Raw genomic sequence first — 15,349 nt, forward strand, 5'->3', positions numbered from 1 at the left:
GATGTCAGGGGAACACACGTTAAAAGCAGTACGAGGCAGTTTTATTGATGTCATCCGTACGGTCGATAATCCAGAAGAGATCGCTTCTGCGCTGCGATTTATTGAGGATGGTTTATTACTCATTAAACAGGGGAAAGTGGAATGGTTTGGTGAATGGGAACAGGGCAAGCATCAAATCCCGGACACCATTCGCGTCCGTGATTATCGCGGCAAACTGATAGTACCGGGCTTTGTCGATACGCATATTCATTATCCGCAAAGTGAAATGGTCGGTGCCTATGGCGAGCAGTTACTGGAATGGCTGAATAAACACACCTTCCCTACTGAGCGCCGTTATGAGGATTTAGAGTACGCCCGCGAAATGTCGGCGTTCTTCATCAAGCAGCTTTTACGTAACGGAACCACCACGGCGCTGGTGTTTGGTACCGTCCATCCGCAATCCGTTGATGCGCTGTTTGAAGCCGCCAGTCATATCAATATGCGCATGATTGCCGGTAAGGTGATGATGGACCGCAACGCACCGGATTATCTGCTCGATACTGCCGAAAGCAGCTATCACCAAAGCAAAGAACTGATCGAACGCTGGCACAAAAATGGTCGTCTGTTATATGCCATTACACCACGCTTCGCCCCAACATCTTCACCTGAACAGATGGCGATGGCGCAACGCCTGAAAGAAGAGTATCCAGATACGTGGGTACATACCCATCTCTGTGAAAACAAAGATGAAATTGCCTGGGTGAAATCACTCTATCCTGAACATGATGGTTATCTGGATGTTTACCACCAGTACGGCCTGACAGGAAAAAACTGCGTCTTTGCTCACTGCGTCCATCTGGAAGAAAAAGAGTGGGATCGTCTTAGCGAAACCAAATCCAGCATCGCTTTCTGCCCAACCTCCAACCTTTACCTCGGCAGCGGCTTATTCAACTTGAAAAAAGCATGGCAGAAGAAAGTCAAAGTGGGCATGGGAACGGATATCGGTGCCGGAACCACCTTCAACATGCTGCAAACGCTGAACGAAGCCTACAAAGTGTTGCAATTACAAGGCTATCGCCTCTCGGCATATGAAGCGTTTTACCTGGCCACGCTCGGCGGAGCGAAATCTCTGGGCCTTGACGATTTGATTGGCAACTTTTTACCTGGCAAAGAGGCTGATTTTGTGGTGATGGAACCCACGGCCACACCACTACAGCAACTGCGCTATGACAACTCTGTTTCTTTAGTCGACAAATTGTTCGTGATGATGACGTTGGGCGATGACCGTTCGATCTACCGCACCTACGTTGATGGTCGTCTGGTGTACGAACGCAACTAATAATAAAACCTTAACATCCTCGTGAGGACATCATTATGTCTGGAGACATCCTACAAACACCGGTCGCACCAAAGCCACAGGGCGCGCTGGATAGTTATTTTAAAATAACCGCTCGTGGCAGTACCGTTCGCCAGGAAGTACTGGCAGGCTTAACCACCTTTCTGGCCATGGTTTATTCTGTAATCGTGGTTCCCGGCATGTTGGGCAAAGCTGGTTTTCCCCCTGCTGCAGTCTTTGTTGCTACTTGTCTGGTCGCGGGCTTCGGTTCGCTGCTAATGGGACTGTGGGCCAATTTGCCAATGGCGATCGGCTGCGCCATCTCCTTGACGGCATTTACCGCATTCAGTCTGGTACTCGGGCAACAAATTAGCGTTCCCGTCGCGCTGGGCGCGGTCTTCCTGATGGGCCTCATCTTCACCGCCATCTCGGTAACCGGTATACGAACCTGGATCTTACGCAATTTACCGATGGGTATCGCCCACGGAACAGGCATTGGTATCGGCCTGTTCCTGCTGCTGATTGCAGCTAACGGCGTTGGTATGGTTATCAAAAACCCGATTGAAGGTTTACCGGTAGCGCTCGGGGCATTTACCTCTTTCCCTGTGATGATGAGCTTGCTGGGATTAGCGGTAATTTTTGGTCTGGAGAAGTGCCGCGTACCAGGAGGGATCTTACTGGTAATTATCGCCATCTCGATAATCGGCTTAATCTTTGACCCCGCGGTGGAATACCACGGTCTGGTGGCGATGCCGAGCCTGACAGGAGAAGATGGTAAGTCGCTAATTTTCAGCCTCGACATTATGGGTGCACTCCAGCCAACCGTTCTCCCGAGTGTACTGGCACTGGTGATGACCGCCGTATTTGATGCCACCGGCACCATCCGCGCAGTAGCCGGTCAGGCGAATCTCCTGGATAAAGACAACCAGATAATCAACGGTGGTAAAGCCCTGACCAGCGATTCCGTCAGCTCGATATTTTCTGGGCTGGTGGGCGCTGCGCCTGCGGCGGTCTATATCGAATCTGCTGCAGGAACAGCTGCGGGTGGCAAAACAGGTCTGACAGCGACGATTGTTGGCTTACTGTTCCTGTTGATTCTGTTTTTATCACCGTTATCGTTTCTGATCCCCGGTTATGCCACAGCGCCCGCACTGATGTACGTGGGTCTGCTGATGCTAAGTAACGTCTCAAAACTGGACTTCAATGACTTTATTGATGCGATGGCGGGCTTGGTTTGCGCTGTCTTTATCGTCCTGACCTGTAATATCGTCACCGGCATTATGCTGGGCTTTGTAACTCTCGTAGTGGGTCGTGTTTTTGCTCGCGAATGGAACAAACTCAATATTGGTACTGTCATCATAACTGTCGCCCTGGTCGCATTTTACGCGGGTGGCTGGGCTATCTAGAAGAACCTCCGCGCCATACAGCGCGGAGTTTTGTCAGAGTGGATTCTTGCCGCTGGCAGCAATACGCTGCTGGCGGACTCGCCTGAGTTCTCCTTCGGTTAACAACTGCAACGCCTGCGTCGGGCAAGATGCAACGCAAGCCGGTCCCTCTTCCCGCTGTTCGCAAAGGTCACATTTCACGATTTCTGGCCGAACATTTCCCGGCAACATTTGAATTGTGATCATCCCAAACGGACACGCGCTGACGCAACTCTGGCAGCCGATACAACGGGCAGAATTTGCCTGCACCACCTGCTCACCCATCGTCAGCGCCTGCACGGGGCAGGCCCCAACGCAAGGCGCATTTTCGCACTGGTGACACATCACCGGAGCACTAATTCGATCCAAACGCTGCACCTTTAAGCGAGGCAAAAAGAAGCTGGCATTTAAAGTCTGCTCTGACGGATGGGCGACAACACAGGCTACTTCACAAGTGCGACAGCCAATACAGTCAGCCGGATTAACGATAATTAACGATTTCATCACGATGCCTTCGTATCAAACATAGTTAACATATCGCGCGCCGCCTGCCGTCCTGCCGCCATTGCAGTGACAACGAGATCCGCACCATGAACCGCGTCCCCCCCGGCAAAGACCTTTTTCAGATGCGTCTGAGTAGCGAAATATCCCGCGTCACCGGTTTTAATCAGTCCCCATTTATCGAGTTTTATTCCACTCCCCTGTAACCACGGCATTGCATGTGCCTGAAAACCAAACGCCATAATCAGAACATCGGCGGGCAGTTCAAACTCAGAGCCCGCCACCGGACGTGGACGACGGCGCCCATCTGGTCCCGGCTCGCCCATTGCGGTACGAATCAGGCCCACCGCAGTTAAACGCCCATCATCGTCACAAGCAATATATTGCGGCTGAACATTGAACTGAAACTCAACGCCTTCCTCGCGCGCGTTGACTACCTCTTTACGCGAACCGGGCATACTGACTTCATCACGGCGATACGCGCAGGTCACACTGGCAGCATTGAGGCGGATGGAAGTACGCAAACAATCCATTGTCGTATCGCCGCCACCCAAAACCACGACGCGTTTACCTTCAACATCCGTCAGCGGATACTCTTCAGACTCCGGCAGTCCCATAAGCTGGCGGGTATGGGCAGTCAGGAACGGTAGCGCCTGAATGACGCCCGGCGCATCTTCATGCGGCAGATCTGCACGCATCATGCCGTAAGTCCCCACGCCGAGGAAAACAGCATCATATTCCGCCGTTAATTCGTTGAAAGAGATATCGCGACCAATTTCACAATTGAGATGAAAGTCGATTCCCATTGCGGTGAATATCTCCCGCCGCTGGCTTAATACCATTTTATCGAGCTTGAACGGAGGAATGCCAAAAGTCAGCATACCGCCAATTTCTGGATGGCGATCAAAGACATCAACATGAACACCCGCCCTCGCCAGAATGTCGGCACATCCCAGCCCCGCGGGTCCTGCGCCAATCACCGCCACTTTTTCTATGCGGGGAACAACCTGGCTGACATCAGGACGCCAGCCCATCGCCAGCGCAGTATCAGTAATATAGCGTTCCAGATTACCGATAGAGACTGCGCCAGAGTGATCTTTTAAAGTACATGCGCCTTCACAAAGCCGGTCCTGCGGACACACCCTACCGCAAATTTCCGGTAATGAACTGATCTGGTGGCAGAGTTCTGCCGCTTCAATAATCTTCCCTTCCTGCACCAGGCGGACGTAATCAGGGATAGCGTTATGCAGCGGGCAATGCCAGTTACAGTTGGCTTTTTCGGCGCAATAGACACAACGGTCGCTTTCATACGCCGCTTGTTTTTGATCAAGGCCGCAATAAATTTCGCCAAAGTGGGTCTTCCGCTCGCTTGCTGTAACTTTATCCGCCCCTTTGCGTGGAGTGACAGGGAGCAATGCCTCGCGACGCGATGATTGTGGTTTTTCCGATGCTTTTCCCTCCGCCGTCCTGCGCTGTCGCAGCGTTTTCATCTGCTGCAAACCGCTCTCATCCATCAGCCGCAACGCCTGGGTTGGGCAGACTTCAATACAGGCTTGCGCGCCGGAATTGCGCTGGTTACAAAGGTCACATTTCTGCGCAATAGCATCGACCATCTCAATTACCCCAAAGGGGCAAGCGATTGCGCATCTTTTACAACCAATGCATTTTTGTTCGTCCAGTTGTACGCTATCGGGCTGGAAAGTCAGAGCATTTACAGGGCAAGCCGTAACGCAGGGGGCATTGTTGCAATGATGGCAAGCCACTGGATTTGCAGCCAGACCTTTCCCAACAACGTGGATACGGGGTCGAAAATCACCATGACTCTGCGGCCAGTTTTCTTGATTATGAGCCACCGCACAGGCAATTTCACAGGCATGACAGCCTATACATTCCGCAGCATCAGCAGCGATAAACTTGTTCATTTGCATCCCTTTCATTTGATGAGTTATGTCTTCTCAAATGTCGCAATGCAATAAACGGGCATATATGAGGAAACGAGTCAGTTTTAATTATAATTTTGTGAGAGATATCAAATTATCGCCCCTCAATCTGTGCCGTTTTCAAGATTTAAACATCGCCGTTCAAAAAAATGCCATCCGGATAAAAAGTATTAAATACGAGAGTGCGACATGCCAGAATGATTAATGAAATATCAATATGAGAAAATTAAAGATAATTTCATTGTCTATTTTTATTCTCATTTTCTCGGTTTAATCCCGATTATGTGATTGCCCCCGCATTTCCATCTTGTAACGTCCCCTCCTTGTGAAAACTGGCATCCCACGAGCATGTCATTAAAGAGTTTTAGTGAACGTAAACGGTTGCTTTTTACTCTGGCGAGCGAAAGGAGAAAGACTGATGAGCGCCATAGATTCTCAAATTCCCTCATCTTCAGGGCAAGACCGCCCAACGGATGAGGTGGACCGCATATTATCACCAGGAAAGCTGATCATACTCGGTCTGCAACACGTCCTTGTTATGTACGCAGGCGCAGTCGCCGTCCCACTTATGATTGGTGACAGACTCGGACTCTCGAAAGAAGCTATCGCAATGCTGATTAGCTCCGATCTCTTTTGCTGCGGTATCGTCACATTATTGCAATGTATCGGCATTGGTCGCTTTATGGGAATTCGCCTGCCGGTGATTATGTCGGTGACCTTTGCGGCTGTAACGCCAATGATTGCCATTGGGATGAACCCGGATATCGGTCTGCTGGGGATTTTTGGCGCGACCATTGCGGCCGGTTTTATCACCACGCTATTAGCACCACTTATTGGTCGCTTAATGCCTTTATTCCCACCGTTAGTTACCGGTGTGGTTATTACCTCTATCGGCCTGAGTATTATTCAGGTAGGCATTGACTGGGCTGCTGGCGGTAAAGGAAATCCACAATATGGCAATCCGGTTTATTTAACCATTTCCTTCGCCGTCTTAATTTTCATCTTGCTTATCACCCGTTACGCCAAAGGATTTATGTCCAATGTCGCCGTATTACTGGGGATTGTATTTGGCTTCTTGTTGTCGTGGATGATGAATGAAGTGAATCTGTCTGGGCTGAATGATGCTTCGTGGTTCGCCATTGTCACGCCAATGTCGTTTGGTACGCCAGTTTTCGATCCGGTTTCCATTCTGACCATGACCGCAGTGTTAATCATCGTATTTATTGAATCGATGGGGATGTTCCTGGCCTTGGGGGAAATTGTCGGTAGAAAACTTTCTTCACAAGACATTATTCGCGGGCTACGCGTAGATGGCATAGGGACAATGATTGGCGGCACGTTTAACAGCTTCCCGCATACTTCCTTTTCGCAAAACGTTGGCCTGGTCAGCGTGACGCGCGTTCACAGTCGCTGGGTGTGTATCTCTTCCGGGATTATATTAATCATGTTCGGGATGGTACCCAAAATGGCGGTGCTGGTGGCTTCCATTCCGCAATTTGTACTAGGCGGTGCAGGATTAGTCATGTTCGGTATGGTGCTGGCGACGGGGATCCGCATTCTGTCGCGCTGTAACTACACCACCAACCGGTACAACCTGTATATCGTGGCTATTAGCCTTGGCGTGGGTATGACCCCGACGCTTTCTCATGATTTCTTTTCTAAGTTACCGGCTGTACTGCAACCGTTGTTACATAGCGGCATTATGTTGGCGACTATCAGTGCGGTGGTGCTGAACGTCTTTTTCAATGGTTATCAGCATCATGCCGATCTGGTGAAGGAATCTGTTTCTGATAAAGATTTAAAAGTCAGAACAGTGCGTATGTGGCTTTTGATGCGCAAGCTAAAGAAAAATGAGCATGGTGAATGATATGAACCTATTAATACGCACTATATTCAGTCTGTTATTACTCTTAATGATCTCCATCCCTGTCATTTCTGACTGCGTGGCAATGGCTATTGAAAGTCGCTTCAACTATATGATGCTGCTTTTTTAAATGACCTTTCTCTGTCAGCATCCGCTCAAAACGGGCGGATGCCGATAAACACTCACTTGGTTAATCATTTGACTCTTCAGTTATCTATAATGACGAGTGATTAGAATTACATGTGAGAAATTATGCAAACGGAACACGTCATTTTACTGAATGCACAGGGAGTCCCCTCGGGTACGCTGGAAAAATATGCCGCACACACGGCAGACACCCCCTTACATCTCGCGTTCTCCTGCTGGCTGTTTAATGCTAAGGGACAACTGCTGGTTACCCGCCGCGCACTTAGCAAAAAAGCGTGGCCAGGCGTGTGGACTAACTCGGTGTGCGGTCATCCACAACTGGGCGAAAGCAATGAAGAGGCGGTAATCCGCCGTTGCCGCTATGAACTGGGCGTGGAAATAACGTCACCCGAATCGGTTTATCCAGACTTCCACTATCGCGCCACTGACCCGAATGGCATTGTCGAAAATGAAATGTGTCCAGTCTTTGCCGCACGAATTACCAGCGCGTTACAGCCCAACGGTGATGAAGTGATGGATTATCAATGGTGTGATTTATCAGATGTTTTGCGCGCTATTGATGCTACGTCGTGGGCGTTTAGTCCGTGGATGGTGATGCAGGCAGCCAATAGCAAAGCCAGAAATGTATTATCTGTTTTCGCAAAGAGAGAATAAAAAACCCCGACAAATGCCGGGGTTAAGTGCATACGCGTAACGCTTATTTTACCGGACGCATTGCCGGGAACAGAATAACGTCGCGGATGGTATGGCTGTTGGTGAACAGCATTACCATACGGTCGATACCAATTCCCAGACCAGCTGTCGGCGGCAAACCATGTTCCAGTGCGGTGACGTAATCTTCGTCGTAGAACATTGCTTCGTCGTCGCCTGCATCTTTCGCTGCAACCTGATCCAGGAAGCGCTGCGCCTGATCTTCGGCATCGTTCAGCTCGCTAAAGCCGTTACCGATTTCACGACCGCCAATGAAGAACTCAAAGCGGTCAGTGATTTCCGGGTTAACGTCGTTACGACGCGCCAGCGGAGAAACTTCTGCCGGATATTCAGTAATGAAGGTCGGCTGAATCAGATGTGCTTCTGCCACTTCTTCGAAGATCTCGGTAACGATACGGCCCAGACCCCAGCTCTTCTCAACGTGGATACCGATAGATTCAGCAATCGCTTTCGCAGAGTCGAAGTTGTCCAGATCTGCCATGTCGGTTTCCGGGCGATATTTCTTGATCGCTTCACGCATGGTCAGTTTTTCGAACGGTTTACCGAAGTCCAGCGTTACGTCGCCGTAGGTCACTTCCGTCTTACCGAGAATATTCTGTGCCAGAGTACGGAACAGCGATTCAGTCAGTTCGATCAGATCTTTGTAATCTGCGTAAGCCATGTAGAGTTCCATCATGGTGAACTCTGGGTTATGACGTACGGAGATACCTTCGTTACGGAAGTTACGGTTGATTTCGAATACACGCTCGAAGCCACCGACCACCAGACGCTTGAGGTACAGTTCCGGCGCGATACGCAGGTACATGTCGAGATCCAGCGCATTGTGATGGGTGATAAACGGACGCGCAGCGGCACCACCCGGGATCACCTGCATCATCGGGGTTTCAACTTCCATAAAGCCGCGATTCACCATGAACTGGCGAATACCGGACAGAATTTGCGAACGCACTTTAAAGGTGTTGCGGGATTCATCGTTAGAGATGAGATCCAGATAACGCTGACGATAGCGCGCTTCCTGATCCTGCAAGCCGTGGAATTTATCCGGCAGCGGACGCAGTGCTTTGGTCAGCAGACGCAGCTCGGTACAGTGGATAGACAGTTCGCCGGTTTTGGTTTTGAACAGTTTACCTTTCGCGCCGAGGATATCGCCGAGGTCCCATTTTTTGAACTGCTCGTTGTAAACGCCTTCCGGCAGATCGTCACGGGCAACGTACAGCTGAATGCGGCCACCCACATCCTGCAGGGTAACGAAAGACGCTTTACCCATAATACGGCGGGTCATCATGCGGCCAGCAACGGCAACTTCGATGTTCAGCGCTTCCAGTTCTTCGTTCTCTTTACCGTCGAATTCTGCGTGCAATTGGTCAGAGGTATGATCGCGACGGAAATCGTTCGGGAAGGCAATCCCCTGCTCGCGCAGGTTCGCCAGCTTCTCACGACGCGTTTTCAGTTCATTGTTAAGATCGACTACCGCGTCAGCGCCCTGTGCGTGTTGTTCAGACATGTTGGTTCCTCATAACCCTGCTTTCAAACTTGCTTCGATAAATTGATCCAGGCTGCCGTCCAGCACGGCCTGCGTGTTGCGGGTTTCTACCCCGGTACGCAGATCTTTAATGCGGGAGTCATCAAGGACATAAGAACGAATCTGGCTGCCCCAGCCGATGTCGGACTTGGTGTCTTCCATCGCCTGTTTCTCGGCATTCTTCTTCTGCATCTCCAGTTCATAAAGCTTCGCTTTCATCTGCTTCATGGCCTGGTCTTTGTTCTTGTGCTGGGAACGGTCGTTCTGGCACTGGGTCACGATCCCGGTTGGGATGTGAGTAATACGCACCGCAGATTCGGTACGGTTAACGTGCTGACCGCCCGCGCCGGACGCGCGATAAACGTCAATGCGCAGATCCGCCGGATTGATTTCGATATCAATATCATCATCAACTTCCGGGTAAACAAACGCGGAGCTGAACGACGTGTGGCGGCGACCGCCGGAGTCAAACGGACTCTTACGCACCAGGCGGTGAACACCTGTTTCTGTACGCAGCCAGCCGTAAGCGTAATCGCCGGAGATTTTGATCGTCACGGATTTAATACCCGCCACTTCACCTTCCGACTCTTCGATGATTTCAGTTTTGAAACCACGTGATTCTGCCCAGCGCAGATACATACGCTCAAGCATGCTCGCCCAGTCCTGTGCTTCCGTACCGCCAGACCCCGCCTGAATATCGAGGTAGCAGTCGGCGCTGTCATATTCGCCAGAGAACATGCGGCGGAACTCAAGCTGCGCCAGTTTTTCTTCCAGAGCGTCGAGTTCAGCAACGGCTTCGTTAAAGGTTTCTTCGTCGTCAGCTTCTACAGCCAGTTCCAGCAGACCAGAAACATCTTCCAGCCCCTGTTTCATTTGGTCGAGGGTGTCGACAACGGCTTCGAGGGAGGAACGCTCTTTACCCAGCGCCTGTGCGCGTTCGGGTTCGTTCCAGACATCCGGCTGTTCCAGCTCGGCGTTTACTTCTTCCAGACGCTCTTTCTTGGCGTCGTAGTCAAAGATACCCCCTAAGAACGTCGGAGCGTTCCGTGAGGTCCTGAATGCGATTATTTACCGGATTAATTTCAAACATGGTCTGATTTCTTTTATTGAGCTAGTCAAAATGCGGTGATAAGAGCGGGATTGTACCGGATCCCGGCTCAATTTTATACATACTAAATTCGTCAGACAGGCCAGATATTGTCGATGATAATTTGCAGGCTGCGGTTGCCGCGAAACTCGTTGATATCCAGTTTGTAGGCTAGTTGCACTTCACGCACACCGTTATCCGGCCAGAGGGCTGTATCAACGTTAAACGCAATACCATCCAGCAACGGGCCACCACCGACCGGTTCGACCATCACTTTCAGATGACGCTCGCCTACCAACCGCTGTTGCAACAGGCGGAAATGGCCATCAAACAGTGGTTCCGGGAACATCTGCCCCCACGGGCCAGCATCACGTAGCAGCTGCGCCACTTCCATGGTCATCTCTTCAGCGCTTAACGGGCCGTCGGAGACGACTTCACCCTGTAATAATGCGGGGTCCAGCCACTCGGTAACCAGTTCGCCAAAGCGTTGCTGAAAAAGTTCGAATTTATCCTCTTCCAGCGACAGGCCTGCCGCCATCGCATGGCCGCCAAACTTGAGCATCATGCCCGGATAGAGCGTGTCTAAGCGCTCCAGCGCATCGCGCATATGCAGCCCCTGAATGGAGCGTCCAGAACCTTTTAACGTACCGTCTCCCGCTGGCGCAAACGCAATAACCGGACGGTGAAAACGCTCTTTAATACGCGAAGCCAGAATACCGACAACCCCCTGATGCCATTCAGGATGATACATTGCCAGCCCGCCGGGCAGCGTGTCGCGACTTCGCTCCAGTTTCTCGCACAGAGTTAGCGCCTCAACCTGCATTCCCTGTTCAATCTCTTTGCGTGTCTGGTTTAGGGCGTCGAGTTCATTTGCCAGCACACGCGCTTCGCCGATGTTGTCGCACAGTAACAGCGCCACTCCGACGGACATATCATCCAGTCGCCCGGCAGCATTGAGACGTGGCCCCAGCGCAAAACCTAAATCGCTGGCGGCGAGTTTTTGCGGATCGCGGTTTGCCACTTCCAGCAGCGCTTTAATCCCTGGGCGGCACTTCCCGGCGCGGATTCGGCTCATGCCCTGCCAGGTCAGGATACGGTTATTCGCATCCAGCGGCACCACGTCCGCCACCGTCCCGAGCGCCACCAGATCCAGCAATTCCGCCAGATTAGGGATTGCAATGCCACGGTCATCAAACCAGCCCTGATCGCGCAAAAAGGTGCGTAGCGCCAGCATCAGATAAAATGCGACGCCTACGCCTGCCAGTGACTTCGATGGAAAGTCGCAGTCACGCAAGTTAGGGTTAATAATGGCTTCCGCCGCGGGTAACGTATCGCCCGGCAAATGGTGATCGGTAACAATAACCGGAATGCCCAGCGTGCGAGCGTGTTCAACGCCCGCGTGAGAGGAAATGCCGTTATCCACCGTCACAATCAACTGCGCGCCACGGGCATGCGCCTGCTCAACCACTTCCGGGCTTAAGCCGTAACCGTCTTCAAAACGGTTCGGCACCAGGAAGTCGATGTTGGCGCAGCCAAGCGAACGCATCGCCAGCACGCTAAGGGCGGTACTGGTGGCGCCGTCGGCGTCGAAATCTCCGACCACAATTATCCGCGTTCCTTCGCGAAAAGCGTTGTAAAGGATCTCAACGGCCTTTTCGACGCCGCTCAGTTGCTGCCAGGGCAGCATCCCTTTAACACCGCGTTCCAGTTCCTGCGCGCTACGCACGCCCCGGCTGGCGTATAAACGACGCAGCAAGGGCGGCAGATCAGCAGGCAGGTCTGCCGTTTCATCGATTTCACGGCGACGAAGTTTTATCTGTTGTTTCACGCGAATTATTTACCGCTGGTCATTTTTTGGTGTTCGTCGAGGAATTCTTTCATGTCTTTCGGCGGCTGGTAGCCTGGCACCAGAGTACCGTTGCTCAGCACAATCGCCGGAGTACCGCTGACGCCAAGCTGGACGCCAAGCGCGTAATGGTTGGCAATATCCACGTCGCAACTGGCTGGCGCGACGCTTTTACCCGCCATCACATCATCAAACGCTTTGTTTTTATCTTTCGCACACCAGATGGCTTTCATTTGTTGCTCAGCCTGGCTCTCCAACCCCTGGCGCGGGAAAGCGAGATAACGCACGGTGATCCCCAGCGCGTTGTAGTCTGCCATCTGCTCATGCAGCTTGTGGCAGTAGCCACAAGTAATATCGGTGAACACGGTGATGACGTGTTTTTCCTGCGGCGCTTTATAAACAATCATATCTTTTTCAAGCGCGTTCAGTTGCTTTAACAGCATCTTATTGGTGACATTGACCGGAGCCGTGCCGCTAACGTCATACATTGGCCCCTGAATGATATGTTTACCATCATCGGTGATGTACAACACACCGCTGTTAGTCAGAACTGTCTTCATGCCAGCCACGGGCGCGGGCTGGATATCGCTGCTTTTGATGCCCATTTTGGCTAACGTTTGTTGAATTGCCGCGTCATCCGCCTGAACAAAGCCTGAAAACGCCGCCAACAAAGTAAACAACATAAAACCTTTCTTCATAAACCTTCCCGTTCTTTTCAGACATCACGCCCGTGGGTGATGCTGTTGATGAAGTTGCCGCAGACGCTCGGTAGCGACATGCGTATAAATTTGCGTGGTGGAGAGATCGCTATGGCCCAACAACATCTGCACCACGCGTAAGTCCGCACCATGATTTAACAAATGAGTGGCAAAGGCATGACGCAACACATGCGGTGACAGCTTTTCGCTATCGATACCCGCCAGCACGGCATAATGTTTAATGCGGTGCCAAAAGGTCTGGCGCGTCATCTGCTGCGCGCGCTGGCTGGGAAACAGCACATCAATCGACACACCGTTCAATAGCCATGGCCGCCCGTGTTCCAGATAGTTTTCCAGCCAGTAGACCGCCTCTTCACCTAACGGCACCAGGCGTTCTTTGTTGCCTTTACCAATGACCCGTACCACGCCCTGGCGCAGGCTGATATCACTCATTGTCAGCCCGACCAGTTCCGAGACACGCAGCCCGGTAGCATACAACACTTCAAGCATGGCTTTGTCGCGAAGCTCCAGAGGCTGATCGACTAAAGGTGCCTGTAATAATCTTTCAACCTGCGCTTCGCTTAAATCTTTCGGCAAACGCTGGGGCAATTTCGGCGAAGCCAGATGCGCACTGGGATCGTCTTCACGAAACTTTTCGCGATAAAGATACTGGAACAATCGGCGCACCGCACTCAGCAAACGTGCTGAACTGGTGGCTTTATACCCGCCCTCCAGCCGTTCTGCCAGTAATGCCTGCAAATCGTCACTTTGTGCCGTTGCCAGCGTCAGCCCACGATGATGCAACCACTCCACCATCATTGACAGATCGCGACGGTATGCGTTCAACGTATTTTCGGCGAGATTTTTTTCCAGCCACAGGGCATCCAGAAACTGCTCGATGCGTGCCAGATCTTGTTTCACTTGCGCCCCTTATCGTTACTCGTTTGATCCATTATGCCTTATTGTGCCGTGACTAAAGCGATTCTGATACACTAGCCGCAAAAGCCACAGCAGAATCGAGAAGCTTACGTTATGAATATGGGTCTTTTTTACGGTTCCAGCACCTGTTACACCGAAATGGCGGCGGAAAAAATCCGCGATATTATCGGCCCAGAACTGGTGACCTTACATAACCTCAAGGACGACTCCCCGAAATTAATGGAGCAGTACGATGTGCTCATTCTGGGTATCCCGACCTGGGATTTTGGCGAAATCCAGGAAGACTGGGAAGCCGTCTGGGATCAGCTCGACGACCTGAACCTCGAAGGTAAAATTGTTGCGTTATATGGGCTTGGCGATCAGCTGGGATACGGCGAGTGGTTCCTTGATGCGCTCGGCATGCTGCATGACAAACTCTCGACCAAAGGCGTGAAGTTCGTCGGCTACTGGCCAACGGAAGGATATGAGTTTACCAGCCCGAAACCGGTGATTGCTGACGGACAGCTGTTCGTGGGTCTGGCGCTGGATGAAACTAACCAGTATGACCTTAGCGACGAGCGTATTCAGAGCTGGTGTGAGCAAATCCTTAACGAAATGGCAGAGTATTACGCCTGATGTGACTGACGGCTTTGCGCATTAGCGTTGCCGTCATGTTTACCTTTGCGTCTCTTGTTGCAACAAAATTCGCCGTAAATCCCGCCATTCGGCTTCGTCCATGCTGTCTGCTGCCAGCCATAAATGTTGACGTTTGCCACTATCAGCGCGTAAACGCAACATCATACCGCTTTTAATCATCCATGGCGCTTTGACGATGCTCCACTCCTGTCCTTGCCAACGCAAACGCCCGTCCATCAACAGGCGAATTTCCCCCTGACGAGCATTAATGCGCCGCTGGCTGCGAACGCAATCAAACACCACCAGCGAAAGCAACACCATCCATAACGGGGTGTAACTGAGCGGCCAGGGCATGAGTAAAATAACAGCGGCAACCAGCCCATGAATCAGCAAGGAAAGCCACTGTGCGCGCCAGGAGACGCGCAGATCAGATTGCCACAGGACCACGTTCCCGGTTCCGTGTCTGGATAAGTCGGACCATCATTTCCAGTTCTGCATCGGCCGGTTTACCGTGATTCATCAGCCAGTTGAACAGGTCCGGGTCGTCGCATTCCAGCAGACGAATAAAGATGCGTTTTTCGTCATCACTTAAGCTGTCGTACTCATGTTCGAAAAACGGCATGATTGAAATATCGAGTTCGCGCATACCACGGCGGCATGCCCAATGAATGCGGGCTTTGTTGTTAATGTCCATCTTCTTCCTGTCTCACGAAAATCCAGTACCAGGCTATTGTAACGTG

16 protein-coding genes are annotated in these 15,349 nt (G+C 51.6%); 6 read left to right on the forward strand and 10 right to left on the reverse strand.

Going from position 1 to position 15,349, the window contains the following annotated elements:
- The first annotated feature begins 1 nt into the window (after nucleotide 1).
- Together guaD and ghxQ are read left to right on the forward strand one after the other, a co-directional pair.
- Nucleotides 2-1,318, forward strand: a complete 1,317-nt coding sequence (guaD, locus tag FEK66_RS13990; RefSeq protein ID WP_135488891.1) for a guanine deaminase — start codon at nucleotides 2-4, stop codon at nucleotides 1,316-1,318.
- A gap of 35 nt (nucleotides 1,319-1,353) precedes the next feature.
- A complete protein-coding gene (gene ghxQ / locus FEK66_RS13995; protein ID WP_130207810.1) occupies nucleotides 1,354-2,721 on the forward strand; it encodes a guanine/hypoxanthine transporter GhxQ in 1,368 nt (455 codons plus the stop codon).
- Between the two features lie 33 nt (nucleotides 2,722-2,754).
- Here the strand turns inward: ghxQ and FEK66_RS14000 are convergent, their stop codons facing one another.
- Both FEK66_RS14000 and ygfT read right to left on the reverse strand, forming a co-directional pair.
- Nucleotides 2,755-3,243 (reverse strand): 4Fe-4S dicluster domain-containing protein, encoded by a 489-nt coding sequence (locus FEK66_RS14000; protein ID WP_130259394.1) that lies wholly within the window; start codon nucleotides 3,241-3,243, stop codon nucleotides 2,755-2,757.
- Nucleotides 3,243-5,162: a formate-dependent uric acid utilization protein YgfT gene (ygfT, locus tag FEK66_RS14005; protein WP_135495028.1), complete on the reverse strand. Its 1,920-nt coding sequence runs from the start codon at nucleotides 5,160-5,162 to the stop codon at nucleotides 3,243-3,245. The genes FEK66_RS14000 and ygfT overlap by 1 nt, the downstream gene beginning before the upstream one ends.
- A 436-nt stretch (nucleotides 5,163-5,598) precedes the next feature.
- On the opposite strand from ygfT, the gene uacT reads away from it, so the two are divergent.
- Both uacT and FEK66_RS14015 read left to right on the forward strand, forming a co-directional pair.
- The gene (gene uacT, locus FEK66_RS14010; RefSeq protein WP_130207816.1) at nucleotides 5,599-7,047 is read left to right on the forward strand and encodes a urate/proton symporter UacT; all 1,449 of its coding nucleotides are present in this window, start codon (nucleotides 5,599-5,601) and stop codon (nucleotides 7,045-7,047) included.
- 1 nt (nucleotide 7,048) lies between these two features.
- Nucleotides 7,049-7,174 carry a hypothetical protein gene (locus tag FEK66_RS14015; RefSeq protein WP_130207818.1) on the forward strand — a complete coding sequence of 42 codons (126 nt, stop codon included), beginning with the start codon at nucleotides 7,049-7,051 and terminating at the stop codon, nucleotides 7,172-7,174.
- 14 nt (nucleotides 7,175-7,188) lie between these two features.
- Here the strand turns inward: FEK66_RS14015 and FEK66_RS14020 are convergent, their stop codons facing one another.
- Nucleotides 7,189-7,242, reverse strand: coding sequence for a hypothetical protein (locus tag FEK66_RS14020; RefSeq protein ID WP_123057966.1), 54 nt, complete (start codon nucleotides 7,240-7,242; stop codon nucleotides 7,189-7,191).
- A 54-nt stretch (nucleotides 7,243-7,296) separates the two neighbouring features.
- Between FEK66_RS14020 and idi the strand changes: the two genes are divergently transcribed.
- Entirely contained in the window at nucleotides 7,297-7,845 is a 549-nt protein-coding gene (gene idi, locus FEK66_RS14025) for an isopentenyl-diphosphate Delta-isomerase (RefSeq protein ID WP_130207820.1), read from the forward strand.
- Between the two features lie 43 nt (nucleotides 7,846-7,888).
- Here the strand turns inward: idi and lysS are convergent, their stop codons facing one another.
- From lysS to xerD, 5 genes are all read right to left on the reverse strand, one after another.
- Complete coding sequence (lysS, locus tag FEK66_RS14030) at nucleotides 7,889-9,406, reverse strand: lysine--tRNA ligase (RefSeq protein ID WP_021529652.1); 1,518 nt, start codon at nucleotides 9,404-9,406, stop codon at nucleotides 7,889-7,891.
- 9 nt (nucleotides 9,407-9,415) lie between these two features.
- Nucleotides 9,416-10,514 (reverse strand): peptide chain release factor 2 gene (prfB, locus tag FEK66_RS14035; protein ID WP_096179399.1). Its coding sequence is split into 2 segments (ribosomal slippage): nucleotides 9,416-10,438 and nucleotides 10,440-10,514, totalling 1,098 coding nucleotides; the frame shifts between segments, so codons are not numbered across the junction.
- A gap of 91 nt (nucleotides 10,515-10,605) precedes the next feature.
- A complete protein-coding gene (gene recJ, locus FEK66_RS14040; RefSeq protein WP_135490301.1) occupies nucleotides 10,606-12,339 on the reverse strand; it encodes a single-stranded-DNA-specific exonuclease RecJ in 1,734 nt (577 codons plus the stop codon).
- Between the two features lie 5 nt (nucleotides 12,340-12,344).
- Nucleotides 12,345-13,055 carry a bifunctional protein-disulfide isomerase/oxidoreductase DsbC gene (dsbC, locus tag FEK66_RS14045; RefSeq protein ID WP_130207826.1) on the reverse strand — a complete coding sequence of 237 codons (711 nt, stop codon included), beginning with the start codon at nucleotides 13,053-13,055 and terminating at the stop codon, nucleotides 12,345-12,347.
- 24 nt (nucleotides 13,056-13,079) lie between these two features.
- Nucleotides 13,080-13,976: a site-specific tyrosine recombinase XerD gene (gene xerD, locus FEK66_RS14050; RefSeq protein ID WP_064529792.1), complete on the reverse strand. Its 897-nt coding sequence runs from the start codon at nucleotides 13,974-13,976 to the stop codon at nucleotides 13,080-13,082.
- A 111-nt stretch (nucleotides 13,977-14,087) separates the two neighbouring features.
- Here xerD and fldB point away from each other — a divergent pair, with 111 nt between their 5' ends.
- Nucleotides 14,088-14,609, forward strand: coding sequence for a flavodoxin FldB (gene fldB / locus FEK66_RS14055; protein WP_130207828.1), 522 nt, complete (start codon nucleotides 14,088-14,090; stop codon nucleotides 14,607-14,609).
- A 39-nt stretch (nucleotides 14,610-14,648) separates the two neighbouring features.
- Here the strand turns inward: fldB and FEK66_RS14060 are convergent, their stop codons facing one another.
- Together FEK66_RS14060 and sdhE are read right to left on the reverse strand one after the other, a co-directional pair.
- Nucleotides 14,649-15,056: a protein YgfX gene (locus FEK66_RS14060; RefSeq protein WP_064529790.1), complete on the reverse strand. Its 408-nt coding sequence runs from the start codon at nucleotides 15,054-15,056 to the stop codon at nucleotides 14,649-14,651.
- On the reverse strand, nucleotides 15,037-15,303 hold the full coding sequence (gene sdhE, locus FEK66_RS14065) for an FAD assembly factor SdhE (RefSeq protein ID WP_000354046.1): 267 nt from the start codon (nucleotides 15,301-15,303) through the stop codon (nucleotides 15,037-15,039). The genes FEK66_RS14060 and sdhE overlap by 20 nt, the downstream gene beginning before the upstream one ends.
- Nucleotides 15,304-15,349 lie beyond the last annotated feature (46 nt).

Source organism: Escherichia sp. E1130 (genome assembly GCF_005781065.1).
Lineage (GTDB): Bacteria > Pseudomonadota > Gammaproteobacteria > Enterobacterales > Enterobacteriaceae > Escherichia.

What these genes read in the sequence shown, in the direction of transcription:
- sdhE (WP_000354046.1), bottom strand. Translation starts at nt 15,303, where the DNA reads ATGGACATTAACAACAAAGCCCGCATTCATTGGGCATGCCGCCGTGGT.
- idi (WP_130207820.1), top strand. Translation starts at nt 7,297, where the DNA reads ATGCAAACGGAACACGTCATTTTACTGAATGCACAGGGAGTCCCCTCG.
- uacT (WP_130207816.1), top strand. Translation starts at nt 5,599, where the DNA reads ATGAGCGCCATAGATTCTCAAATTCCCTCATCTTCAGGGCAAGACCGC.
- dsbC (WP_130207826.1), bottom strand. Translation starts at nt 13,055, where the DNA reads ATGAAGAAAGGTTTTATGTTGTTTACTTTGTTGGCGGCGTTTTCAGGC.
- FEK66_RS14015 (WP_130207818.1), top strand. Translation starts at nt 7,049, where the DNA reads ATGAACCTATTAATACGCACTATATTCAGTCTGTTATTACTCTTAATG.
- ygfT (WP_135495028.1), bottom strand. Translation starts at nt 5,162, where the DNA reads ATGAACAAGTTTATCGCTGCTGATGCTGCGGAATGTATAGGCTGTCAT.
- lysS (WP_021529652.1), bottom strand. Translation starts at nt 9,406, where the DNA reads ATGTCTGAACAACACGCACAGGGCGCTGACGCGGTAGTCGATCTTAAC.
- guaD (WP_135488891.1), top strand. Translation starts at nt 2, where the DNA reads ATGTCAGGGGAACACACGTTAAAAGCAGTACGAGGCAGTTTTATTGAT.
- fldB (WP_130207828.1), top strand. Translation starts at nt 14,088, where the DNA reads ATGAATATGGGTCTTTTTTACGGTTCCAGCACCTGTTACACCGAAATG.
- FEK66_RS14000 (WP_130259394.1), bottom strand. Translation starts at nt 3,243, where the DNA reads ATGAAATCGTTAATTATCGTTAATCCGGCTGACTGTATTGGCTGTCGC.
- ghxQ (WP_130207810.1), top strand. Translation starts at nt 1,354, where the DNA reads ATGTCTGGAGACATCCTACAAACACCGGTCGCACCAAAGCCACAGGGC.